Here is a 22,719-nt window from a genome sequence, read left to right as displayed (position 1 = left end):
TGCGCCAGGGCGTTTGAAACCCGCGATTATAAGCCTCAAAGGCGCAGGCCCGTGAGGCTTAAACGATCAGTCGTCGCGCGATCCGCCGAAATACCCGCAGCCGCGCTGTACCTGACCGTCGATGCGCAGCTCGGCACTCATGTGCTGGATGCTGCCGGTGCTGCTGTCGACGCAACGTTGCGGTGCAACCCACAGTTCGATGTGCTGGTTGTTGGCTTCGGTGCTGAGGTTGAAACGGCCATCGCCCAATTGCTCCTCGACGTAAGGCACGGCCAACGGCGGCTGGCCGGCCCGGTCGAGGACCATGCCTTTGCCGCTGACTTTCACGCTCCACTCCGGGGTGTGGCCGGCGGCGCGCAGGATCAGCAGCTTGAAATTCGGATCGTCGCACGCGGTGCCCGAGCGCTCGACGCGGTACAACTGCTCCAGATCGAGCTGGCCGTCACCACCGCCGCCGGCCACAACCCGCCCGCGCACGTCGGCAAACAGCTTGCCCTGCTTGTCCACCAGGTTTGCGGCCTGCTGCAGGACGCTGGTACCGCCCGTGTCGTTGACCACGTAGCGGTTTGTCTGGTTGCACGGCTGGAACAGCAGTTTGCCGTCCGCCGCGGTCAACTGGCCTTGCATGCGTGTCTGGCCGACATGGGAGGCGTTCTGCCGCTCACCCTCGAACAACTGGCAAGCGGCGAACAGCGGAAGCAGGGCAACGAGGACTAAGGAACGGGCAACACGCATCTTGGGGTCTCCTGACAGGTGCCGCCACGTTACTCAGGCTGACCGTTCATCACAAGGCTGGAGTTGGTCACAGGCAAAGTAGAGGGTGATTTCCGGCAACATCTTGTGAATTATTCCGATGTCGAGTATCAGGATGCCGAAGGTAAGCTGCCGCGTTTTTGCAGGGGCAGATATGAAGAACGCAATGGGCTGGAAGATCTGGTTGTTTTCAATTGTGATGACGGGGGCCACGGGCAGTCAGGCTGCCGAGATCAATTTGTCTTCGGCAATCGACTTCACCCGAATGGAGTTGCTATTGAAGGACAACGACAGACTTCATTCGGCGTTTGAAATGAATGTCACGCTCAGTCCTGAAGCAACTGAGCGTATGCAGCGCATTACACGCGAGTCAATAGGCCAGAAATTGACGCTATCGATCAATGGTTGGAAGGTTTCTACGGCGACAGTGCAATCGGTCTTGGGCTCGCAGTTCAGGGTGTCCATCCCGAAAGCCATCGCCAAAGACCTCTTGCCCACGTTGGTTGATTGAGCTTGAGCCGGTTCAGCCTACGTGAAAGATCTGACCCGTTTGCAGGCCCTCCACACTCTTGGCGTAGGCCAAGGCCACATCCGCCGCAGGAACCGGCTTGAAGCCACGGAAGTACGGCGCGTATTTGCCCATGGCTTCGACCAGGACGTTCGGGCTGATCGAGTTCACCCGCAGGCCGCGCGGTAGCTCGATGGCGGCGGCGCGGACAAAGCTGTCCAGTGCACCGTTGACCAGCGCCGCCGAGGCGCCACTGCGAATCGGGTCGTGGCTGAGCACGCCGGTGGTGAAGGTGAACGAAGCGCCGTCATTGGCGAAGTCGCGGCCGATCAGCAGCAAATTGACCTGGCCCATGAGCTTGTCTTTCAGGCCCAGGGCAAAGCTCTCTTCGGTCATTTCGTTGAGCGGTGCGAAGGTCACGTTACCGGCCGCGCACACCAGTGCATCGAATTTGCCGGTCTGCTCGAACAGCTTGCGAATCGAGGTGCTGTCACTGATGTCCACCTGAAAGTCGCCGCTGGTGCGACCGATGCGGATGATTTCGTGGCGTTGCGACAGTTCCTTGTCGACTGCCGAACCGATGGTGCCGCCTGCGCCGATCAAAAGAATTTTCATGGGGGCTGATCCTCGTATGGGTTGAACGAGGTTTCAGTTTAGGGTGGTTTTTTCTCCGGATAAGCGCACTAATAGGCAACCTTTGGTTTTCAAATGGAAACAATCCATGAGCGAGATGGATGACCTGGCGGCGTTCGCGGTGTTGATCGAGGCGGGGAGTTTTACCCTGGCGGCGCAGCAGCTTGGTTGCAGCAAAGGCCAGCTGTCCAAGCGCATCAGCCAGTTGGAAGCGCAGTTTTCCGTGGTGTTGTTGCAACGTACCACCCGCCGCTTGAGCCTGACCGCCGCCGGTGCTGCGTTGTTGCCCCAGGCCCAGGCGCTGGTAGTGCAAGTCGAGCGGGCCCGCCAGGCCCTGGCGCGCCTGAAGGACGACATGGCCGGCCCGGTGCGGATGACGGTACCGGTGTCGCTCGGGGAAACCTTCTTCGATGGCCTGTTGCTGGAGTTCTCGGCCAGGTATCCCCAGGTGCAGATCGAGCTGGAGCTCAACAACAGCTACCGCGACCTGTCTCGCGACGGCTTCGATCTGGCGATTCGTTCCGACGTGGCCATTGACCAGCGACTGGTGGCGCGTCCACTGTTGGCGTGGCAAGAACTGACCTGTGCCAGCCCGGCTTATCTGGAGCAATACGGTGAACCGCAAACTCCCCAGGCGCTGGCCGAGCATCGCTGCCTGCTCAACAGTCATTACAGCGGCCGCGAAGAGTGGCTGTATCACCAGCAGCACGAGTTGTTGCGGGTGCGAGTGTCGGGGCCGTTCGCCAGCAACCACTACAACCTGTTGAAGAAAGCCGCACTGGTCGGCGCCGGCATTGCGCGCCTGCCATCCTACTGTTTGCCAACAGAGCTGGCGGACGGGCGCTTGCGATGGCTGCTGCGCGATTATCAGACCCGCAGCATGCCGATGTACCTGGTGCATCCATATCAGGGCGGTTTGCCCAAGCGCACGCAGGTACTGGCGGATTATTTGATCGGGTGGTTCAAGCGCAGTGGGGAGGTGCTGGATCGGCTGTGAATGTCCTGTGGGAGCGAGCCGGCTCGCGATGGACGTTAACGATGATGAGGGCTGTCTGAATGAACGTGGCGCCCTCCAGTTTTTCGCGAGCAAGCTCGCTCCTACAGAAGAGGGTCTGTGTAGCTATAGGGGGGCATAAAAAAACGGCCCGCGAAGGCCGTTTTTTTGTTTACCGCTAAGGCTTAGCCGCCCAAGTACGCATCACGCACTTTCGGGTCGGTCAGCAGCGCTTCACCGGTGCCTGTCATCACCACCCGGCCGTTCTCCAGAACGTAGGCTCGGTCAGCGATCTTCAGCGCCTGGTTGGCGTTCTGCTCGACCAGGAACACTGTCACACCGTCCTTGCGCAGCTGTTCGATGATGTCGAAGATCTGCTGGATGATGATCGGTGCCAGGCCCAGCGATGGCTCGTCGAGCAGCAACAGCTTGGGCTTGCTCATCAGCGCACGGCCGATGGCGAGCATTTGCTGTTCGCCGCCGGACATGGTGCCGCCGCGCTGGCTGAAGCGTTCTTTCAGGCGTGGGAAAAGTCCGAGAACCTTGTCCATCTGTTCCTGATAGTCGCCTTTGGCGGTGAAGAAGCCACCCATGGACAGGTTTTCTTCCACGGTCAGGCGGGAAAACACCCGACGACCTTCCGGCACCACGGCGATGCTCTTGCGCATGATCTGCGAGGAGTCCTGGCCGACCAGTTCCTCACCCATGTAGCGGATGCTGCCGCTGTGGGCGCGCGGCGAACCGCAAAGCGTCATCAGCAGCGTGGACTTGCCGGCACCGTTGGCACCGATCAGGGTCACGATCTCGCCCTGGCGGACTTCGACGTTGACGCTGTGCAGGGCCTGGATCTTGCCGTAGAAGGTGGAAACGTTTTCGAACTGCAGCATTTACGCTTCCCCCAGGTAGGCTTTGATCACTTCAGGATTGTCGCGGATCTGTTCCGGCGTGCCGTTGGCCAGGGGGGTGCCCTGGTTGATCACGACGATATGGTCGGAAATGCTCATGACCAGTTTCATGTCGTGTTCGATCAGCAGCACGGTGACGTTGTGCTCTTCACGCAGCATGCTGATCAGCGCCTTGAGGTCCTCGGTTTCCTTCGGGTTCAGGCCGGCGGCCGGTTCGTCGAGCATGAGGATCCGCGGGCGGGTCATCATGCAGCGGGCGATTTCCAGGCGGCGTTGCTGACCATAGGCCAGGGTGCCGGCCGGGCGGTTGGCGAACTCCTTGAGGTGAACCTTTTCCAGCCAGTACTCGGCGAATTCCATGGCCTCGCGTTCGCTTTTGCGGAACGCCGGGGTCTTGAACAGGCCGGCCAGGAAGTTGGTGTTCAGGTGACGGTGCTGAGCGATCAAAAGGTTCTCGACCGCCGTCATGTCCTTGAACAACCGCACGTTCTGGAAGGTACGCACCACGCCCTTGAGGGCGATCTTGTGGCCGGGCAGGCCCTCGATCGATTCGCCATCGAGCAGGATGCTGCCGCCGCTCGGCTTGTAGAAGCCGGTCAGGCAGTTGAACACGGTGGTCTTGCCGGCGCCGTTGGGGCCGATCAGTGCCACGACCTGTTTTTCCTTCACGCTCAAGGCCACGCCGTTGACCGCCAGCAAGCCGCCGAAGCGCATGCTCAAATTTTCTACTTTCAGGATCTCGCGGCTCATTTGCGCAGCTCCATGTGAGGGCGTTGCATGGGCAGCAGACCTTGAGGACGCCAGATCATCATCAGCACCATCAAGGCGCCGAACATCAACATGCGGTACTCACTGAACTCACGCATCATTTCCGGCAACAGGATCATCACCGTGGCTGCGAGCACCACGCCCAATTGCGAGCCCATGCCGCCCAACACGACGATGGCGAGAATGGTCGCCGACTCGATGAAGGTGAAGGACTCCGGTGTCACCAGGCCCTGACGCGCGGCGAAGAAACTGCCGGCGAAACCGGCGAAGCAGGCGCCCAGGGTGAAGGCTGAAAGCTTGATGATCGTCGGGTTCAGACCCAACGCACGGCAGGCGATTTCATCTTCACGTAGCGCTTCCCAGGCACGCCCCAGGGGCATGCGCAGCAAGCGATTGATGACGAACAGTGCGAACAGCGCCAGGAACAATGCGACCAGGTAAAGGAAAATCACCTTGTTGATCGAGTTGTATTCCAGACCGAAGTACTCGTGGAACGTCTGCAGGCCTTCAGCGGCTTTACGTTCGAAGGTCAGGCCGAAGAACGTCGGCTTCTCGATGTTGCTGATGCCGTTCGGGCCGCCGGTGATGTCGGTCAGGTTACGCAGGAACAGACGGATGATTTCACCGAAGCCCAGGGTCACGATCGCCAGGTAGTCACCGCGCAGGCGCAGTACCGGGAAACCGAGCAGGAAGCCGAAAGTGGCCGCCATCATCCCGGCGATCGGCAGGCAGATCCAGAAGCTCAGGCCGTAGTAATGCGACAGCAGGGCATAACTGTAGGCGCCGACGGCATAGAAGCCGACGTAACCGAGGTCGAGCAGACCGGCCAGGCCGACCACGATGTTCAGGCCGAGGCCGAGCATCACGTAGATCAGCACCAGCGTGGCGATGTCCACCGCACCGCGAGAGCCGAAGAACGGCCAGACCAGGGCACCGGCGATCAGCGCGATGATGATCCAGCGCTGAGTGGTCGGCAGGGTCAGGAAGTTGCTGGCCTTGGCCGGGATCAGCGGCATGCTCGGCGAAGAACGCCAGGCCGAGCTGATCTGCTGGTCGAACAGCACACGCAGGAACATCAGCACCGAGCACACCGCGATGGTGATCAGGGTGGCGTCGCTGGTGCCATGAACTTCGAGGTTGATGCCGACGATGGTCAGCTTCAGACCGAGTACCGGGTAGGCCACGGCCCACACCAGCAAAGCGCTGAACAGCGCCTGTTTAAGATTCCTAGTCATACTTTCTCAACCTCCGGACGGCCCAGCAGGCCGGTTGGCCGGAACAACAGCACCAGAACCAGCAGACCGAACGCCACGACGTCCTTGTACTGGTCGCCGAAGATATCGGCACCAAAGGCTTCCGCCACACCCAGTACCAGCCCGCCGAGCATGGCGCCCGGAATACTGCCGATACCGCCCAGTACCGCGGCGGTGAAGGCCTTGAGGCCGACGAGGAAACCGGCGTTCGGGTTGATCACGCCGTATTGCATGCTCAGCAGGACGGCGGCAATCGCTGCCAGCGCCGCACCGATGACGAAGGTCAGGGCGATGATGTTGTTGGTGTTGATACCCAGCAGGTTGGCCATCTTGATGTCTTCGGCACAGGCGCGGCAGGCGCGACCCAGGCGAGAACGGGAGATGAACAGCGTCAGGCCGAGCATGGCGATAAAGGTCACCACGAACACCACGATTTGCATGTAGGAAATCAGCACTTCATGTGCACCACCTGGCCCAAAGGCAAAGTTGCCCGGAATCAGGTTGGAGATGGATTTGTCCTTGGAGTCTTGCGCCAGCAGAACGGTGTTCTGCAGGAAGATCGACATGCCGATGGCGGAAATCAGCGGGATCAGACGGTTGCTGCCGCGCAGGGGGCGGTAGGCGATCCGTTCGATGCTGTAGCCGTAGGCACTGGTTACAACGATGGTTGCGAGAAAAGCGGCGGTCATCAACAGCGGCACGCTGTCGAGTCCCAGCATGGCCAGCCCGGCGATGGCGATGAACGCCACGTAGGAGCCAATCATGTACACCTCGCCGTGGGCGAAGTTGATCATTCCAATGATGCCGTAAACCATCGTATAGCCGATGGCGATCAGGGCATACGTGCTGCCAATGGTCAGGCCATTAACCAGCTGTTGGAAGAAGTGATAGATGTCAGGCATTACAGCGCTCCTAAAAACCTGATACGCATTTCACTGGTGGAGTCATTTTCCCGCCCGAGCCCCGTGGATCTGCATCCACTTCGAATTCGGGGTTTGCCAGCGAACCGCTGATGACGGTTTTGAGATTTTCAGGTGGGGAGACTGGCGGATCACGCCAGCGCGGCCCAATACGTTCGTAAAACAAAGCCCACGGCACGCCGTGGGCTTTATTGGCAGTCAGTCAGGCAACGCCTTACTGAGGCTTGGCTTCAGTTTTAGGTTTGCCGAAGTGCCACTCGTAAACCACGAATTTGAAGTCTTTCAGGTCGCCTTTTTCGTCGAAGCTCAGGTCGCCGGTAGGCGTCTTGAAGGTGCCCGCGTGGATGGCTTCAGCCACTTTGGCGGAGTCTTCGGACTTGGCAGCCTTGATACCTTCGGCGATCACGGTCACAGCCGAGTAGGCCGGGAACACGAACGGACCGCTTGGGTCTTCTTTCTTGGCTTTGAACGCATCAGCCAGGGCAACGTTGGCCGGATCCTGGTCGAAGGATTTCGGCAGGGTCACCAGCAGGCCTTCGGAAGCGTCCTTGGCGATCTGCGAAATGGAGTCGTTACCCACGCCTTCCGGACCCATGAACTTGGCTTTCAGACCTTTTTCCGCAGACTGACGCAGGATCAGGCCCAGCTCCGGGTGGTAGCCGCCGTAGTAGACGAAGTCGACGTTGGCTTGCTTGAGCTTGGCGATCATCGACGAGAAGTCTTTGTCGCCGGCGTTGATGCCTTCGAACACGGCAACCTTGACGCCTTTGCCTTCCAGGGTTTTCTTCACGGCAGAGGCGATGCCTTCACCGTATTGCTGTTTGTCGTGCAGAACAGCAACGATCTTCGGTTTTACGAAGTCGGCAATGTAGTTACCGGCTGCAGGGCCCTGGGCGCTGTCCAGACCGATGGTGCGGAACACCATTTTGTAACCACGGGCGGTGATGTCCGGGCTGGTGGCAGCCGGGGTGATCATGATCACGCCTTCGTCTTCGTAGATGTCCGAAGCCGGTTGAGTGGAGCTGGAGCACAGGTGACCGACTACGAACTTGACGCCGTCGTTGACGACCTTGTTCGCGACTGCCACAGCTTGTTTCGGATCGCAGGCGTCATCGTATTCAACGGCTTCGAGTTTCTTGCCGTCCACGCCGCCCTTGGCGTTGATTTGCTCGATGGCCATTTTGGCGCCACTGAACTGCATGTCGCCGTATTGGGCTACAGGGCCAGTCTTAGGGCCGGCGATGCCGATCTTGATGGTGTCAGCTGCGAACGAATGGCTGGCAAACCCGGCCAGAACCATAGCGGCAAACAGTTTGGAAATCTGCTTAGTAGCCTTAGTCATAGTGCTCCACTCTTACTGTTGTAGTTTTTATAGTCCTGGCGCCGAAAGCAGCAGAACCGGGTCAGATATCTGCGACATTCCCCGGAAAAGTCCCTCGGCAACTGTACCGGTACAGTGTAGAGCGCCGATTGTCAGCCTGGGAAGGCAGCGCCGGGGGACAAAACCTGCAAGTGTCGCTTTATTGAAAGTAAAAGACAGAATTGCGGCGGGGTGTTGAGGGGCTTATAGCCGTATTCAGTGCATTCCCTGGCTTTCCTGCGCTTTTCATTTCGGTCACTCAATTGCATCCGGGTTTTTCTGCCAGTCCACCGACGTTATCATTCGCGTCGATTTCTTTTCCGGACAGTCCCATGAATCAAGAACCTAGCACCCTCTATGCCAAGCTGCTTGGTGAAACCGCATCTATTACCTGGAAAGAGCTGGAGCCGTTCTTCGCCAAGGGTGCCCTATTGTGGGTCGATCCTGGCCTGGATCTGATCGCCGCCGCCGAGGCCGTTGCCCAGGATGAAGGGGAGAAAGTGGCTGCCTGGCTGGCCGCCGACAAGCTCGGCAAGCTGTCTGAAACGCGGGCGCTGGATCTTTTTGAACGTGATCCACAGCTGTGGGCCGTGGTTGTTTCGCCGTGGATTCTGATCCAGGAAAGGGCGCAGGCTTAAAAGGTTGCACCTGATTGGTGCGTTCATTTCTGAGGGAAAAGTGTGTAGCCGAGTAGCGTGATGGCATGTTGCCGTAGAGAAAGGCCACAGCCTCACGGTGACGTAAACGTAACGGGAACAGTTGGGAGGGCAACTGAACGTCTGCTCAATTGTTTCTGGATGTTGATTTGCGTTGGTTGTGGGGCCGCCATCGCGAGCAAGCCCGCTCCCACATTTAACCGTGTTCTTCCAGAAGGAATGCAGTCGAATGTGGGAGCGGGCTTGCTCGCGAATGGGGACGACGCTTAGTGAGCGGTCTTGCCCGTATGGTTATTCAACGAAATAACCTTGGTCTTGCCGATGCGGTGACGGTAGATCTCGCGCAGGTACTTGATCGATTTCTTCACGCAATCCCGGGACAGGCGGATGTCGTTGATCGAGACGAACTTGTCCTTGTCGTTGATCAGCTCACGGTACTTCTTCTCGTACATCGGCTTGATCGCGTACCAGTTGGTATCGAGGATCTTCGCCGGGTTCTCGAATTCGTTGAGTAGTTCGTCAATCCGGTCTTCATCGAACTGTTCGTTGATGATGAAGTCCAGGATCGAGTTGTCCAGGGTCTCGTCGAAGCGGTACGGGTTTTTCGCGAAGCAGCGCTTGATGAAGGCCACGATCAGCGTCAGGAAATCGTCCGACAGGCACGGGCTCTTGGCGATCAGGGTGGTCAGCGACAGGTTGGCCGAAGCACCGATCACCAGCGCGTAGCGCTTGAGCGTGGTGTTGGGGAACAGGCTGTTGAGATGAGTCTTCAACCGGTTCAAATCCATGTAGGACAGCTTGTAGTCCTTCGGCAACGAAACGATCGACACCACCGACGAGCAATTCTTGAAGAAGTGCAGGTCATGCAGGGCCGCCGCGTCGTAACCCGAGTTCTTGTACTGCTCCAGCGACGCGCGATAGCGCTTGGACTCGATCGGCAACAGGCTGATGCCCTCGATGGCCTGGGTGACCTTGTTGAAGTGCGGCAGGTCGATCGAGCGGAAGAACAGGTCATCGATGTTCAGGCGTTGCGGCTCCTTCTCGAACACCTTGAATTTGTCGCTGCTCGGCGCCGGGGTTTCCGGCACCACGGACTCGGCGTAGGCAATCGCCACCGGGCCGGCCAGGCTCATGAACAGGTCGTTGGCGTCCAGGCGGATGGTTTCGCCGATGTCGATGCCGGCGCGACGGAAATAGTTCTGGTCGTAGTCGGTGGTCACCGCCTGGGCCGTCAGAATGTTGAAGATCTGCTGCGAGATATATTGGTTGGCATGCTTTTCCATGGCATTGACATCAATGTTCTGGATATTGCCGTCATCGTTCTCTTCGGCGTAACGCATGATGTCGTTGGAGATCAGCATCATCGCGTTCCATGGGCGGATGCGGCCCATGACGCTGGCTTCGCTGCTGTCTTCGTTGGCGAAGTTGTAGGAGAAGTCCCACTCTTCCGACAGGTATTTGCACAACAGGCGACCGGCGTTGATGTGCAGCGCCTCGGACATTTCACTGCGGTGATCTGAAATGTTCGGCAGTACACAGATGCCACTGGTGAAGATCGGTTCGAAGACGAAGGAGTGGCCGCTCTTGCTGTCGTGCTCGTCCATCGGCTTGGTGTCGAACGTCTTGTTCATGTACGAGTGCTGCTGGGCCAGGCCGAACTCTGAGGCCATGCCCGAGCCGGTACCGCCGCCGGCACTGAAGATCGAGAAATACAGGCGCGACTGGTTGGCCTTGATGCCGCAGCTGTCGATCAGGTACGAGTGAATCATTTTCCAGTCGGGGCTGGAGAAGCGCTGGGTGTCCTTGTTCAGGATGATCTTGGCCAGGTACTGGCCGAGGATCGGCGCGTTACCGGCGCCACCGGCGTGGACTTCCGACAGGTCCATGATCTTCATCTTGCTGTAGTCGCGCAGAAAGCCGCTTTTTTCGCCCTTGCGCGAGAAACGGATGCGCCCGGCGATGTCCTTGTCCAGGTCGCCGAGCATCACCAGCGGCTCGACCAGAAACACTGGCTTGGTGTTTTTGTTCTGGCCCAGGCGCAGGTTGTTGCGGATCCACTGGGCCGGGCTGTAACCCTTTTCGGCAAAGCGCTTGTCCGGCGACAGGCGATCTTCGTTATTGAATTCATTGAGGTAGAACTTGCGGGCGTTGTACACCAGTTCCGCCACGTCCAGCGCAATGTTCGAGCCACAGCGGCCCAGGCCGATCAGGCATACCGACGGGAATTCCTGATCGCTGTGCTGTTCGCTGTCGCCTTCCAGGTGCGGTGCGCGCGGGAACACCATGTCGCGCAGGCCGTCGAGGTTGTCGAGGATGCGGTCGGTGTTGGTTTCGGTGAAGTACAGGTATTGCTGGGTCGCCAACGGGCGCGATTGAATCAATGGCTTAGGTGATGACGGGCTGTTGGCCGCGGGGCTCAACGTCAGATCGGTTACCGCAGTGGCCGGGTTGTTTTTAGAAGTCATAGTTCGCCATCTACCTGGGCTGATTGGTTGGCCGACTCACTGTCGTCGAACCGTCACGGAATACAATCGCGTCTTTTTTCAGCGCGTACTTGGACCATGCCTTGGTCTTTAGCCTGAGCATTGCTCGGAGTGAATCCTTTCCTGAGTCATGATGAATCGGCCAATATTCGGTGATCTTTAATCAAGAAGAGGCAAAATGATGTCAACGCTACCTTCGCTAGGGTTTGCCGGGATCGGCCTGATGGGGCTGCCGATGTGCCGGCGCCTGCTGGCCGCGGGTTATCCGCTGGCGGTATGGAATCGCAATCCGGACAAGTGCAAGCCGCTGGTGGAGGCCGGCGCGCGCCAGGTCGCCAGCCCGGCCGAACTGTGCCAGCACGCTGACGTGGTGATGCTGTGCCTGGCCGATACCTCGGTCGTACGCGAGGTGGTGTTTGGTCCGGCAGGTGTTGTGGAGGGCGCCAAAAAAGGCCAGCTGCTGGTGGATTTCTCCAGCCTGGAGCCCAACGCTACGCGGGAAATGGCTGCAGAACTTGCCGCTAAAACCGGCATGGGCTGGCTCGATACGCCGGTGTCCGGTGGCGTGGTCGGTGCCGAGGCTGGAAGCCTGGCGATCATGGTCGGCGGTGAGCTACAGGATCTGGAGCGGGTCAGGCCTGTCCTGTTGAACCTGGGACAGCGTGTGACACACATGGGCGGCGTCGGGGCAGGGCAGGTGACCAAGGCGTGCAATCAGATGATCGTCGCCTGCAATGCATTGGTGATTGCCGAAGTGGTCGCATTGGCGGAGCGTTCCGGGGTTGATGCAAGCCTGATCGCCGAAGCGCTGGCCGGCGGCTTTGCCGATTCGAAACCCTTGCAGATCCTGGCTCCGCAGATGGCGCAAAACCGATTCGAACCGGTCAAGTGGCACGTACGGACGTTACTCAAGGATCTGGATACAGCAGTGAAGTTTTCCCGTGAACAAGGCTCGGCGACACCGATCAGCGGTCTGGCCGCGCAGTTGATGCGCCTGCATGGGAGTCAGGGGTTTCTTGAAAAGGACCCGTCTACATTAGTGCAGATGTACCGTGAACCAGGCTCAGCGTCGTGACGGAGTAGGCGTGCTTGCGCTGGTTGATTTCGTTCAGCACCGGATGCAGTTCGGCCAGTGGCACCGGCCGACTCAGCAGGTAGCCCTGAACGAAGTCACAGCCATGGTCTTCCAGGAACTGGTATTGCTCGAAGGTTTCGACCCCTTCGGTGACCACTTGCAGGTGCAGGGTATGGGCCATGACGATAATCGCCTGGACGATTTCCATATCCTGGGTCGCCTTGGGAATGTCCTGGATGAACGAGCGGTCGATTTTCAGCGTGTTGAGCGGCAAGCGCTTGAGGTAGGCCAGGGATGAATAGCCGGTGCCGAAGTCATCGATCGACAGCGAAACGCCGAGGGCGCGTATCTGGCGCAGCAGCACCAGGGTGTCGGCGATATTGCCCATCAAGGCGTTTTCGGTGACCTCCAGTTCCAGACGGTGGGGCTCTACACCGGAGGCCCGCAATGCGTACTCGATTTCATCGGCCAGTTCTTCGCGCGCCAGGTTCAGGGGCGAGCAGTTCACGGCGATCTTCAGGTCTTCACAGCCTTGGCGCGACAACTCGCCCAGATCCTCGCAGGCCTTGCGCAGCACCCAGTTGTCCAGCTCGGCGATCAGGCCATTGGCTTCGGCGATGGCGATAAAACGATCCGGTACGAGGAAACCGTGGACCGGGTGTTGCCAGCGGATCAAGGCTTCGAGCTTGCTCACCTGACCGGTCTTGAGGTCATAGATCGGCTGATAATAAAGCATCAAACCGTTATCTTCACGCAGGGCGTGGCGCAACTCTTCTTCCAATTGCAGCTCGAGTGTGGCGCGGGTTTTCAGGTCGGCACTGAAAAAACTCAGCCCGTTGCGGCCGCCGCCCTTGGACTGATACAGCGCCAGGTCGGCGTTTTTCAACAGTTCCTCACAGGTCTTGCCGTCTTCCGGAAACAGGCTGATGCCGATGCTGGTGGTCATGACCATGCGCCTGCCGGCCAACTCGATGGGCTCCTTCATTTTCAGCATGATGCGTTGGGCCATCTGCCGCGCTTCGTCACGATCACGCAGGTCGATGAGCAGGCAGAACTCGTCGCCGCCGAAGCGAGCGACCACATCCTCATGACTGCGAACAGAGCTCTTGATGTGCCCGGCAAGCACTTTGAGCAGTTCGTCACCGGCATCGTGGCCAAGGCTGTCGTTGATCCGCTTGAAATGGTCGATGTCCAGGAACATGACCGCCAGCATCCCGCCTTTGTTGCTTTTCTCGATGAGTTTTTCAGCGAAGACCTGGTTGAACCCACGGCGGTTGATCAGGTTGGTCAGCGCATCGTAGTGCGCCAGCTGTTGCAGCGACATGCGCGCCTGATCAAGTTGGCTTAGCAGGGAGTTGACCCGTTGCAGGTCGTGGTCCTTGTGTTGCAGCTTCTTGTCCGCCAGTGCCGCGCTGATGCTGCTGCCGATGATCAGCAGGGTGATGACTGTCACGGTCAGCGCCAGTTGCAGATGGCTGTGTTCGCCGGTTTGCGCTGGCAGGCTGCCACTGGGCATCACCATGTTGAAGGCGGCCATGGCAGTGAGGTGCATACCGAGGATGCCCGCCCCGAGCACCAGGCTGGCGCAGAATTTGAAAAGCTGATGCAGCATGCCGGCGCCGTCGCGCAGATACCATGCCAGCAACAAGGCGGCCAGCGCGGCACCGATCGCGATCGCGATGGACAGGGCGAACAGGCCCGGATGGTAATAGACCGAGGCATTGGAGTGCATGGCCGTCATGCCCACGTAATGCATGGTCGCGATACCCAGGCCGATCCCGACCGATGACGTGAGGCACTGTCGAAAACTCAGCTCAGGAAGGCTGAGGGTATGCATCGCCAGCCATGCGGCGAACAGCGCGATGGTTAGCGAGAACACCGTGACAGGCAGTTGGTAGTGAAGATCGATAGGCGCCTGGAATGCCAGCATCCCGACGAAATGCATGGCCCAGATGCCGCCGGCCAGGCATCCGCTGCCCACCCAGCGCCAGAGCGTTTGAGACGCGGATTTTTCAGCGTGAGCAACCCGTTCGGCCATGTCCAGTGTCGCGAAACCGCCGACACAGGCGACCAGATAAGCCAGCAGCACCAGAAACGGGTCATGTGTGCAATTAAGTATGACCTGCCCAGTCTCTGGTAGCTCGGTAATGAAATGCAAACCAAGCCACTCCATAGCATGCCCCATCGTTAAGCTTCAGGTCGGCGCAAGGAGCGTCGGCGAATGTCGTGGAGTATAGAGGGCGTGGATGGAGCGCAAGCGGTAGTGGCACATTGATGCCAATTTTTTTGATATTAGCTTAATAGCGATTAGTGCTATGACTCAGGCGATTTGCTTCTGAGGCGTCTCGAACGCGGGTTGCAGGGCCGGCAAGCCGAAAGCCGCACGGGCCGCGTCGCAATCGGGATTTGCCAGGCCATCGACCCACGAAGCGTCGAACTCCCGACAGGTGCTGGAGCGTTTTTCGTAAATGGAGCACTGCACCGTACTGCCCACGTCTCCGACCAGGCTGGTGCAGCGCACGGGTTTGCAGCCGGTTCCGAGCATCGCGACCCGACTGGGGCTGATCTGCTCGACAAGCTCATCGGGTACCGTCCCCCCGGACGAGGCGCATTCACCCCAGAAAAATGACACGCGAAAATGAGAACAGCAGGCACCGCAATTCAGACACGGACTGGCTTCGGACATGGGCGATTATCTAAGGAGGAGTGGAGACACAGGGGGGGAAACAAGGCCGCTATTCTAGGCTTCGCCAACGGCTTGGGAAGGGGGGCTGAAAGGTATTTTTCATCGGTCGGACGGACTGCGAAATACCCGTCCCGCGAAAGCTCCTACAGGTTGCGTCCCATGGGTTGGTATCAGCCTGGCGAATAATGAAAGACAGGCGCGGCCGGCCTGTCTAGATTGCAAAGTCCGGGGGCAGTGACGCCCCAAAAACAATAAAAGAGACGGACCCATGCAGAACTCGACCCAAGCGGCCAATGCCTGGCGCATTCTGTTCCTGTTGTTCCTGGCCAATCTGTTCAATTTTTTCGACCGCACCATCCCGGCCATCATCATCGAGCCCATTCGCATGGAATGGCACCTCAGTGATTTCCAGTTGGGGATCATCGGGACGGCATTCACCATCGTCTACGCCATAGCCGGCTTGCCGCTGGGGCGCATGGCCGATACCGGCTCGCGCAGCAAGCTGATGGGCTGGGGGCTGGCGGTATGGAGCGGGTTGACCGCCGTCAACGGCATGGTGGGCAGTTTCTGGAGCTTCCTGATCGTGCGCATGGGCATCGGCATCGGCGAGGCCAGTTACGCGCCAGCCGCCAACTCGCTGATCGGCGACTTGTTTCCGGCGCACCGTCGGGCGCGGGCCATGGGGATCTTCATGCTGGGGCTGCCTTTGGGGCTGTTGCTGGCGTTCTTCACCATTGGCGCGATGGTCAAGGCCTTCGATAGCTGGCGCGCACCGTTCTTTATCGCGGCGGTGCCCGGGCTGATCCTGGCAATCTTCATGTTTTTCATCAAGGAACCGAAGCGCGGCGCTGCCGAGAGCGTTCAGGTTTCGCAGGAAAAAATCGATCGGCCGATCCGTCGGGTATTGGCAGTGCCAACCTTCCTGTGGCTGGTGATGGCCGGCCTGTGTTTCAACTTCGCCACTTATGCTTGTAACTCGTTTCTGGTGCCGATGCTGCAACGCTACTTCCTCATGCCGTTGCAGGATGCCGCAGTGGCGACCGGGGTTATTGTCGGTGTGACCGGGCTGGTCGGCCTGACCCTCGGTGGCTGGATCGCGGACAAGATTCACCAGCGCATCGCCAACGGACGGCTTTTGTTTGCCGCCTTCAGCCTGGTGATTTCGACGGTCTGCACTGCGTGGGCGCTGCATTCCGGGCGAATCGAGATCGGTGTGTTTGTCGCGGTATTCAGTATGGGCTGGCTGTTCGCCTACAACTTTTATACCTGCGTGTACACGGCGATTCAGGATGTGGTCGAGCCTCGGTTGCGGGCAACGGCGATGGCGCTGTTCTTTGCCGGGCTGTACCTGTTGGGCGGTGGCCTGGGGCCGGTGGTGGTCGGGGCCTTGTCGGATCACTTCGCCCACACGGCGATGCTTGCGGCGGGCGCGGAGCAAATGACTGAGGCGTTTAAAGCGGTCGGCCTGCATGACGCGATGTACCTGATACCGGTGGCGTTGTTGCTCACCGTGGTGTTTCTGTTCCTGGCTTCGCGGTGTTTTGTGAGGGACGCCAAGCGGATGAAGGACGGGTTGGTGGCGGTGGTTGAGCCTGACAGTTCTGCGGTGACTGCTTAACCGCTATCGCGAGCAAGCTCGCTCCCACAGGTATCTCATAGGCACTGAAGATCCAATGTGGGAGCGAGCTTGCTCGCGATGAGGTCATCAGCAGCACTACTGAATTTGAAGTAAACAAAAAAGGCCCGCATCGCTGCGGGCCTTTTTTTCATAGCGGTGGAGGAGGGTTGTTAACCCGCCACCAGCACCCGAATCGCTTCCAGTCGCAGCGCAGCCTTGTCGAGCATGGCCAGGCCTTGCTCGCGTTGTTTGCGCAGGGCCACCAGTTCGCTGTCGCGCACGGTCGGGTTGACCGCTTGCAGGGCGGTCAGGCGCGCCAGTTCTTCGTCGGTATCGGCGGCCAGGCGACGCTGCGCCTCGGCGACACGTTCAGTGTGGCGCGGCAGGATCTTCGCTTCACCGGCGTTGATCCGTGGCGTCAGTTGGTCACGCTGGGCCTGGATGAACTTGTTGGCGCTGGCACGTGGCACGCTTTCAAGCTGATCGTTCAAGGTTTCGAACGACACGCGGGCCGACAGGTCGTTGCCATTGGTGTCGAGCAGGCAGCGCAGGGCGGCCGGTGGCAGGTAGCGGCCCAGTTGCAGCGAGCGCGGGGCAACCACTTCGCTGACATAGAGCAGTTCCAGCAACACGGTGCCAGGTTTCAGCGCCTTGTTCTTGATCAGTGCCACGGCGGTGTTGCCCATGGAGCCGGACAGCACCAGGTCCATGCCGCCCTGAACCATCGGGTGCTCCCAGGTGATGAACTGCATGTCTTCGCGAGACAGCGCCTGGTTACGGTCGTAGGTAATGGTCACGCCTTCGTCGTCGCCCAGCGGGAAGCTGGCGTCGAGCATTTTTTCGCTCGGCTTGAGGATCAGCGCGTTTTCCGAATGGTCTTCGCTGTCGATGCCGAAGGCGTCGAACAGGGTTTCCATGTAGATCGGCAGGGCGAACTGATCGTCCTGTTCGAGGATGTCTTCAACCAGCGCATCACCTTCGCCAGCGCCACCGGAGTTGAGCTCCAGCAAACGGTCGCGGCCGGTGTGCAGCTCGGCTTCAAGGCGCTCACGCTCGGTGCGGGCTTCGTCGATCAGCGCTTGCCACTCGCCATCGTCGGCTTCTTCGAGCAGCGGCAGCAGGCGCGGGCCGAACTGGTGCTGCAAGGCGTTGCCGGTAGGGCAGGTGTTGAGGAACGCATTCAGCGCTTCGTGGTACCACTGGAACAGGCGCTCTTGCGGGCTGGTTTCCAGGTACGGCACGTGCAGTTCGATGATGTGCTTCTGACCGATCCGGTCCAGTCGACCGATACGTTGTTCCAGCAGGTCCGGGTGGGACGGCAGATCGAACAGCACCAGGTGATGGGAGAACTGGAAGTTGCGACCTTCACTGCCGATTTCCGAGCAGATCAGCACCTGCGCGCCAAATTCTTCGTCGGCGAAATAGGCGGCGGCGCGGTCACGCTCGAGGATGTTCATGCCCTCGTGGAACACCGTGGCCGGGATGCCGGAACGCACGCGCAGGGCGTCTTCCAGGTCCATGGCGGTTTCGGCGTGGGCGCAGATCACCAGCACTTTGGTGCGCTTGAGCATCTTCAGTTGATCGATCAGCCATTCGACGCGCGGGTCGAATTTCCACCAGCGTTCTTCTTCGCTGGCGTCCGGTTGGGCCTGGAAGCTGACTTCCGGGTACAGCTCGGCGTGATCGCCCAATGGCAGTTCGAGGTATTCGTCCGGGCACGGCAGCGGGTACGGGTGCAGCTTGCGCTCCGGGAAACCCTGCACGGCAGCGCGGGTGTTGCGGAACAGCACGCGGCCGGTGCCGTGGCGGTCGAGCAATTCACGCACCAGACGCGCGCTGGCTTCGGTGTCGCCATCGTTGACGGCGGCCAGCAGGGCTTCGCCTTCGTTGCCGAGGAAGCCGTGGATGGTCTTGTGGGCTTGCGGCGACAGGCGTCCCTTGTCCAGCAACTCCTGAACGGCTTCAGCCACCGGGCGATAGTTTTCGCTCTCGGCGCGGAAGGCTTGCAGGTCGTGGAAACGGTTCGGGTCGAGCAGGCGCAGACGAGCGAAGTGGCTGTCCTGGCCCAGTTGTTCCGGGGTGGCGGTCAACAGCAGCACGCCGGGAATGGTCTCGGCGAGTTGCTCGACCAGGGAATACTCGGGGCTGACCTGATCTTCGTGCCACACCAGGTGGTGAGCCTCGTCGACCACCAGCAAGTCCCAGCCCGCCGCGAACAGCGCGTCCTGGGCTTTCTCGTCGTCCACCAACCACTCAAGCGCGACCAGTGCGAGCTGGGTGTCTTCGAAGGGGTTGCTGGCATCGCTTTCGATGAAGCGTTCTTCGTCGAACAGCGCGACCTGCAGGTTAAAGCGGCGGCGCATCTCGACCAGCCACTGGTGCTGCAGGTTTTCCGGAACCAGGATCAGCACGCGGTTGGCGCGGCCCGAGAGCAATTGGCGATGGATCACCAGGCCGGCTTCGATGGTTTTGCCCAGGCCCACTTCGTCGGCCAGCAGAACCCGTGGCGCGATACGGTCGGCGACTTCGCGGGCAATGTGCAACTGGTGCGCGATCGGTTGCGCACGCACGCCACCCAGACCCCAAAGGGAGGACTGCAACTGGCGACTGGTGTGTTCCAGTGTGTGGTAACGCAGGGAGAACCAGGCCAGCGGGTCGATCTGGCCGGCGAACAGACGGTCGCTGGCCAGGCGGAACTGGATGAAGTTCGACAGTTGGGTTTCCGGCAGGGTGACCACTTCGTTCTGCCCGTTGAGGCCGTGGTAAACCAGCAGGCCATCGACGTCGTCGACTTCGCGAACGGTCAGCTTCCAGCCTTCGAAGTGAGTGATGGAGTCACCGGGCGAAAACCGCACACGGGTGAGGGGCGCATTCCTTAGCGCGTACTGGCGAGTGTCGCCAGTGGCCGGATAGAGCACGGTCAACAAGCGGCCGTCCTGTGCCAGAACGGTGCCTAAACCCAGCTCGGCTTCGCTGTCACTGATCCAGCGTTGCCCCGGTTGATACTGCTGCGCCATGCTGCCTGACTCCCACCTGAAAAAGCGGGCTATCTTAACGGAATGAGGGCTTCAGGGCCAAAGGACTCTCAGAAAAACTCACAGTCATACGTTAGCCCACCTGTGCATGACGCGCCGCCCGGTGCACTAATGAGTGCCAAATGAGTCACAGTTTGCGACCGATGGCTCAAGTCGCCATCCCCGCAGCCGACAGCCTGCTGACAGGAGACTGAAAACCATGCTGCCACCGATGCTCCCCTTGAGTGCCGTGCCGATCACTTCACAGACCGACCCGATCCGTCAGCGTCCGGATATTCCTCCGGTGGTGCCGGTGCAGGAAAGCTCCAGTGAAAGCACGATCGACCTGCAAAAGCGCAATCCTGAGGAGGACGGACTGGTGCTGCGCGAGGAACAGCGCCGCAGGCAGGAGCAGGAACGACGTCGCCACGAAGCTGATAATGACCCGCAGGCTCACCTGGCGATTCCCGGGGATGAGCTCAATGCTGACAACACCGTGCCGGTGGCGCCGCTGATGGAAGATCAGCCGCGGCAAGGGTTGTGGGTCGATATCGAGATTTGAGCGCAGGCTGGTCAGCACGGCCGTCAGGCCGCATTATTGGCGCAGGGTTGCCGAACGCTACGGCGGCTTAAACTCATTTCAAGCGATGCACTGACTGCCATGAGCCAAGACGACAAACTGATTGACCTCAATGCCGAGCGCGCCAAGCGTGTTCATGACCTCAATGACAAGCGGCTCAATGAAGTTCGCCAGGCGTTCGAGCAGGCCATGCCATTGGGCAAGGCCAAAAAAAAGCCGAAAAACAAACCGAAAAAGCGCTGAAATCCCCCGCATTCATTGATGCGGGTCAAACTTCTCCCTTCCTCTTGCCCAGTCTCGGGCGACATTGATCCCGGTCAATATTCTCTCCTGCCCGTTTGGTTAACTTAGCCCTATCGCAACAGGGCAGGTACAGGAGACGCGTCATGTTTTTCGACAACGTGGTGATCGCCGGAGTGCTGACTGTCAGCCTCATGTTTGTATTTTTTGCAGGGTTCGGACTTTTTATCTGGAAGGATTCGCACAAGCGGAAATAACCGTCGTTCTTTCTGGATGTAATGAGCACGCAAGGCATTTTGGGCAACTTCGGTTGCCCTTTTTTTTGCCTCCGATTTCTGGACGGTGTACACAAAACCAGTGTGGGAGCGGGCTTGCTCGCGAATGCTGACTGACATTCAACATCAATGTTGACTGACACACCGCTTTCGCGAGCAAGCCCGCTCCCACAGTTGATTTGTGGTGTTTGGAAGAGGCAATAAAAAAGGCGCGGTCCTTGCGGAGCGCGCCTTTTTCGATGCAGCTGTATCAGCTACCCAGCGCCTTCGAGGCCAGCCAGAACAACCCGGCCGACAGGGCCACGGTGGCTGGCAGGGTCAATACCCAGGCCAGCAGGATGGTTCTGACGGTGCCGCCTTGCAGGCCGCTCTTGTTGGCGACCATGGTGCCCGCCACGCCCGAGGACAGCACGTGGGTGGTGGAAACCGGCAGGCTGAAGATGTTGGCCATGCCGATCAGGCTGGCGGTGGTGATCTGCGCCGACATGCCTTGGGAGTAGGTCATGCCTTGCTTGCCGATTTTCTCGCCAATGGTCAGTACCACGCGTTTCCAGCCGACCATGGTGCCCAGGCCCAAGGCCAGTGCAACCGCCAGGATCACCCAGAACGGAGCGTACTCAGTGGTGGTGGTCAGGTCTTTGCGCAACTTGTCCAGGTCAGCCTTTTCACGCGCCCCGAGCGTTGGCAATTTGCTGACTTTCTTCGCGGTGTCATCCAGGCAGAGCAGGTAACGACGTACTTCGATGCGGCTTTCCGCCGACAGCGAATGGTAGTCGGCTACACCCTTGAGGGTGCCGAGCAGGGCGGTGATGGTCGGTTCGGTCTGTTGCGGGTTGCAACGGAATTTCTCCGGCAGATCGCCATTCAGGCTCTTGCCAAGGGCCAGGAACTCGCCCAGGGTTTCGGAATTGCGCTGGTAGAACTGGCTCAGGTGCAACGTAGCGTCGCGAGTCCGTTCGATCTGGTAGGTCGTGCTGTTCAGGTCGAGGACGAACTGGGCTGGCACGATACCGATCAGGACCAGCATGATCAGGCCGATACCTTTCTGGCCATCGTTGGAGCCGTGAACGAAACTCACGGCCATGGCCGAGATCACAAGTACCAGGCGATTCCAGAACGGCGGGTGTTTCTTGTCGTCGATCTTGCGGCGCTGTTCCGGCGTCTTGTGCATCTTCGACAGCGGACGCCACCATTTAAGACCGATCAGGATCAGCGCGGCGATCAGGAAGCCTGCCATTGGCGAGAATACCAGCGACATGCCGATATCGATCGCCTTTTGCCAGTTCACCCCGTCAGCCAACGGAATTTCGTTGATCAGGGCGTTGGCCAGGCCCACGCCGAGGATCGAACCGATCAGCGTGTGGGAGCTGGAGGCGGGGATACCGAAGTACCAGGTGCCCAGGTTCCAGGTGATGGCTGCGGCGAGCAACGAGAACACCATGGCCAGTCCGTGACCGGTGTTCACATTGATCAGCAGTTCTACCGGCAGCAGGTGGACGATGGCATACGCCACGCCGACCCCGCCCAGCAGCACGCCGAGGAAGTTGAACACACCGGAGAAGAACACTGCCAGGTGAGGCGGCATGGCTTTGGTGTAGATAACGGTCGCCACCGCGTTAGCGGTGTCATGAAAGCCGTTGATGAACTCGAAGGCGAGGACAAAGGCCAGGGCGAGCAAGAGGCTCACAAGCACCCAAGCATCCAGTCCGCTGAATAAATCGATCATGAAGGTTTTCTGACCCGGTCATAAGGGGGCGCGATTATGCCAGAAAAGACTGCTAATCAATGCACTAGCTGCTCATCGGTAACATTCTTCAACGAATTTTTTTGCCGCAGAACCTGAAAACCCACGGTTTTGCTGTGTTTTTTAAGTCATTGATTTTATTGAAAAAATTGACCGTCACAAAACCTTCACGGCCCGGCAGGAGGGGCTTGAACGGTTGTGAGAAAAATCTGAGAAATAGGTCAGATACCGGAAATCTGCCTGATTCGACGACG

General features: G+C 59.3%; 20 protein-coding genes. 8 read left to right on the top strand and 12 right to left on the bottom strand.

Going from position 1 to position 22,719, the window contains the following annotated elements:
• Nucleotides 1-66: 66 nt before the first annotated feature.
• Nucleotides 67-735 (bottom strand): COG3650 family protein, encoded by a 669-nt coding sequence (locus KGA98_RS11355; protein WP_223502363.1) that lies wholly within the window; start codon nt 733-735, stop codon nt 67-69.
• 172 nt (nt 736-907) lie between these two features.
• On the opposite strand from KGA98_RS11355, the gene KGA98_RS11350 reads away from it, so the two are divergent.
• Complete coding sequence (locus KGA98_RS11350; protein ID WP_223502362.1) at nt 908-1,264, top strand: hypothetical protein; 357 nt, start codon at nt 908-910, stop codon at nt 1,262-1,264.
• A 12-nt stretch (nt 1,265-1,276) separates the two neighbouring features.
• Here KGA98_RS11350 and KGA98_RS11345 read toward each other — a convergent pair whose 3' ends face one another.
• Nucleotides 1,277-1,876, bottom strand: coding sequence for a short chain dehydrogenase (locus KGA98_RS11345; RefSeq protein WP_150812948.1), 600 nt, complete (start codon nt 1,874-1,876; stop codon nt 1,277-1,279).
• A 106-nt stretch (nt 1,877-1,982) separates the two neighbouring features.
• On the opposite strand from KGA98_RS11345, the gene KGA98_RS11340 reads away from it, so the two are divergent.
• The gene (locus tag KGA98_RS11340) at nt 1,983-2,891 is read left to right on the top strand and encodes a LysR family transcriptional regulator (RefSeq protein WP_218495061.1); all 909 of its coding nucleotides are present in this window, start codon (nt 1,983-1,985) and stop codon (nt 2,889-2,891) included.
• A 182-nt stretch (nt 2,892-3,073) separates the two neighbouring features.
• Here the strand turns inward: KGA98_RS11340 and KGA98_RS11335 are convergent, their stop codons facing one another.
• The 5 genes from KGA98_RS11335 to KGA98_RS11315 all read right to left on the bottom strand — a co-directional run bounded on the left by KGA98_RS11335 (nt 3,074) and on the right by KGA98_RS11315 (nt 8,076).
• Complete coding sequence (locus KGA98_RS11335) at nt 3,074-3,775, bottom strand: ABC transporter ATP-binding protein (RefSeq protein WP_020798122.1); 702 nt, start codon at nt 3,773-3,775, stop codon at nt 3,074-3,076.
• Nucleotides 3,776-4,543 carry a high-affinity branched-chain amino acid ABC transporter ATP-binding protein LivG gene (gene livG, locus KGA98_RS11330; RefSeq protein WP_150812949.1) on the bottom strand — a complete coding sequence of 256 codons (768 nt, stop codon included), beginning with the start codon at nt 4,541-4,543 and terminating at the stop codon, nt 3,776-3,778.
• Nucleotides 4,540-5,796, bottom strand: coding sequence for a high-affinity branched-chain amino acid ABC transporter permease LivM (locus KGA98_RS11325; protein WP_150727615.1), 1,257 nt, complete (start codon nt 5,794-5,796; stop codon nt 4,540-4,542). The genes livG and KGA98_RS11325 overlap by 4 nt, the downstream gene beginning before the upstream one ends.
• Nucleotides 5,793-6,716: a high-affinity branched-chain amino acid ABC transporter permease LivH gene (gene livH, locus KGA98_RS11320; protein WP_218543446.1), complete on the bottom strand. Its 924-nt coding sequence runs from the start codon at nt 6,714-6,716 to the stop codon at nt 5,793-5,795. Before livH ends, KGA98_RS11325 begins: the two co-directional genes overlap by 4 nt.
• A 232-nt stretch (nt 6,717-6,948) precedes the next feature.
• A complete protein-coding gene (locus tag KGA98_RS11315; protein ID WP_223502361.1) occupies nt 6,949-8,076 on the bottom strand; it encodes a branched-chain amino acid ABC transporter substrate-binding protein in 1,128 nt (375 codons plus the stop codon).
• Nucleotides 8,077-8,426: 350 nt separating this feature from the next.
• On the opposite strand from KGA98_RS11315, the gene KGA98_RS11310 reads away from it, so the two are divergent.
• Entirely contained in the window at nt 8,427-8,732 is a 306-nt protein-coding gene (locus KGA98_RS11310; protein ID WP_008052913.1) for a DUF2288 domain-containing protein, read from the top strand.
• Nucleotides 8,733-9,016: 284 nt separating this feature from the next.
• Here KGA98_RS11310 and KGA98_RS11305 read toward each other — a convergent pair whose 3' ends face one another.
• Entirely contained in the window at nt 9,017-11,215 is a 2,199-nt protein-coding gene (locus tag KGA98_RS11305) for a hypothetical protein (RefSeq protein WP_154861793.1), read from the bottom strand.
• A 196-nt stretch (nt 11,216-11,411) separates the two neighbouring features.
• Here KGA98_RS11305 and KGA98_RS11300 point away from each other — a divergent pair, with 196 nt between their 5' ends.
• Nucleotides 11,412-12,308, top strand: a complete 897-nt coding sequence (locus KGA98_RS11300; RefSeq protein WP_223502360.1) for an NAD(P)-dependent oxidoreductase — start codon at nt 11,412-11,414, stop codon at nt 12,306-12,308.
• Here the strand turns inward: KGA98_RS11300 and KGA98_RS11295 are convergent.
• A complete protein-coding gene (locus KGA98_RS11295; protein ID WP_317848852.1) occupies nt 12,265-14,481 on the bottom strand; it encodes a putative bifunctional diguanylate cyclase/phosphodiesterase in 2,217 nt (738 codons plus the stop codon). The genes KGA98_RS11300 and KGA98_RS11295 overlap by 44 nt on opposite strands.
• Nucleotides 14,482-14,628: 147 nt before the next feature.
• Nucleotides 14,629-14,994: a YkgJ family cysteine cluster protein gene (locus tag KGA98_RS11290; protein WP_046043993.1), complete on the bottom strand. Its 366-nt coding sequence runs from the start codon at nt 14,992-14,994 to the stop codon at nt 14,629-14,631.
• Nucleotides 14,995-15,262: 268 nt separating this feature from the next.
• Between KGA98_RS11290 and KGA98_RS11285 the strand changes: the two genes are divergently transcribed.
• Nucleotides 15,263-16,612, top strand: coding sequence for a spinster family MFS transporter (locus KGA98_RS11285; RefSeq protein ID WP_057716097.1), 1,350 nt, complete (start codon nt 15,263-15,265; stop codon nt 16,610-16,612).
• A gap of 170 nt (nt 16,613-16,782) precedes the next feature.
• On the opposite strand, the gene rapA is transcribed toward KGA98_RS11285, so the two are convergent.
• Complete coding sequence (gene rapA, locus KGA98_RS11280) at nt 16,783-19,629, bottom strand: RNA polymerase-associated protein RapA (RefSeq protein WP_057716096.1); 2,847 nt, start codon at nt 19,627-19,629, stop codon at nt 16,783-16,785.
• 217 nt (nt 19,630-19,846) lie between these two features.
• Between rapA and KGA98_RS11275 the strand changes: the two genes are divergently transcribed.
• The 3 genes from KGA98_RS11275 to ccoM all read left to right on the top strand — a co-directional run bounded on the left by KGA98_RS11275 (nt 19,847) and on the right by ccoM (nt 20,703).
• Nucleotides 19,847-20,188, top strand: coding sequence for a hypothetical protein (locus KGA98_RS11275; RefSeq protein WP_057716095.1), 342 nt, complete (start codon nt 19,847-19,849; stop codon nt 20,186-20,188).
• A 99-nt stretch (nt 20,189-20,287) separates the two neighbouring features.
• Nucleotides 20,288-20,449 (top strand): hypothetical protein, encoded by a 162-nt coding sequence (locus KGA98_RS11270; RefSeq protein WP_008016476.1) that lies wholly within the window; start codon nt 20,288-20,290, stop codon nt 20,447-20,449.
• A gap of 143 nt (nt 20,450-20,592) precedes the next feature.
• Nucleotides 20,593-20,703, top strand: a complete 111-nt coding sequence (ccoM, locus tag KGA98_RS28500) for a cytochrome c oxidase subunit CcoM (RefSeq protein ID WP_007976669.1) — start codon at nt 20,593-20,595, stop codon at nt 20,701-20,703.
• A 268-nt stretch (nt 20,704-20,971) separates the two neighbouring features.
• Here ccoM and KGA98_RS11265 read toward each other — a convergent pair whose 3' ends face one another.
• Nucleotides 20,972-22,447: an inorganic phosphate transporter gene (locus tag KGA98_RS11265; RefSeq protein WP_057716094.1), complete on the bottom strand. Its 1,476-nt coding sequence runs from the start codon at nt 22,445-22,447 to the stop codon at nt 20,972-20,974.
• Nucleotides 22,448-22,719 lie beyond the last annotated feature (272 nt).

The organism is Pseudomonas sp. BF-R-24, from assembly GCF_019947335.1.
Taxonomy (GTDB): domain Bacteria; phylum Pseudomonadota; class Gammaproteobacteria; order Pseudomonadales; family Pseudomonadaceae; genus Aquipseudomonas; species Aquipseudomonas jessenii.
Note: the sequence above shows the minus strand (reverse complement) of the source record. Positions and strands in the feature narration are given on the sequence as shown.

Excerpts from the sequence above, each read along its gene's own strand:
- KGA98_RS11355 (WP_223502363.1), bottom strand. The coding sequence starts at position 735 with ATGCGTGTTGCCCGTTCCTTAGTCCTCGTTGCCCTGCTTCCGCTGTTC.
- KGA98_RS11350 (WP_223502362.1), top strand. The coding sequence starts at position 908 with ATGAAGAACGCAATGGGCTGGAAGATCTGGTTGTTTTCAATTGTGATG.
- KGA98_RS11345 (WP_150812948.1), bottom strand. The coding sequence starts at position 1,876 with ATGAAAATTCTTTTGATCGGCGCAGGCGGCACCATCGGTTCGGCAGTC.
- KGA98_RS11340 (WP_218495061.1), top strand. The coding sequence starts at position 1,983 with ATGAGCGAGATGGATGACCTGGCGGCGTTCGCGGTGTTGATCGAGGCG.
- KGA98_RS11335 (WP_020798122.1), bottom strand. The coding sequence starts at position 3,775 with ATGCTGCAGTTCGAAAACGTTTCCACCTTCTACGGCAAGATCCAGGCC.
- livG (WP_150812949.1), bottom strand. The coding sequence starts at position 4,543 with ATGAGCCGCGAGATCCTGAAAGTAGAAAATTTGAGCATGCGCTTCGGC.
- KGA98_RS11325 (WP_150727615.1), bottom strand. The coding sequence starts at position 5,796 with ATGACTAGGAATCTTAAACAGGCGCTGTTCAGCGCTTTGCTGGTGTGG.
- livH (WP_218543446.1), bottom strand. The coding sequence starts at position 6,716 with ATGCCTGACATCTATCACTTCTTCCAACAGCTGGTTAATGGCCTGACC.
- KGA98_RS11315 (WP_223502361.1), bottom strand. The coding sequence starts at position 8,076 with ATGACTAAGGCTACTAAGCAGATTTCCAAACTGTTTGCCGCTATGGTT.
- KGA98_RS11310 (WP_008052913.1), top strand. The coding sequence starts at position 8,427 with ATGAATCAAGAACCTAGCACCCTCTATGCCAAGCTGCTTGGTGAAACC.
- KGA98_RS11305 (WP_154861793.1), bottom strand. The coding sequence starts at position 11,215 with ATGACTTCTAAAAACAACCCGGCCACTGCGGTAACCGATCTGACGTTG.
- KGA98_RS11300 (WP_223502360.1), top strand. The coding sequence starts at position 11,412 with ATGATGTCAACGCTACCTTCGCTAGGGTTTGCCGGGATCGGCCTGATG.
- KGA98_RS11295 (WP_317848852.1), bottom strand. The coding sequence starts at position 14,481 with ATGGAGTGGCTTGGTTTGCATTTCATTACCGAGCTACCAGAGACTGGG.
- KGA98_RS11290 (WP_046043993.1), bottom strand. The coding sequence starts at position 14,994 with ATGTCCGAAGCCAGTCCGTGTCTGAATTGCGGTGCCTGCTGTTCTCAT.
- KGA98_RS11285 (WP_057716097.1), top strand. The coding sequence starts at position 15,263 with ATGCAGAACTCGACCCAAGCGGCCAATGCCTGGCGCATTCTGTTCCTG.
- rapA (WP_057716096.1), bottom strand. The coding sequence starts at position 19,629 with ATGGCGCAGCAGTATCAACCGGGGCAACGCTGGATCAGTGACAGCGAA.
- KGA98_RS11275 (WP_057716095.1), top strand. The coding sequence starts at position 19,847 with ATGCTGCCACCGATGCTCCCCTTGAGTGCCGTGCCGATCACTTCACAG.
- KGA98_RS11270 (WP_008016476.1), top strand. The coding sequence starts at position 20,288 with ATGAGCCAAGACGACAAACTGATTGACCTCAATGCCGAGCGCGCCAAG.
- ccoM (WP_007976669.1), top strand. The coding sequence starts at position 20,593 with ATGTTTTTCGACAACGTGGTGATCGCCGGAGTGCTGACTGTCAGCCTC.
- KGA98_RS11265 (WP_057716094.1), bottom strand. The coding sequence starts at position 22,447 with ATGATCGATTTATTCAGCGGACTGGATGCTTGGGTGCTTGTGAGCCTC.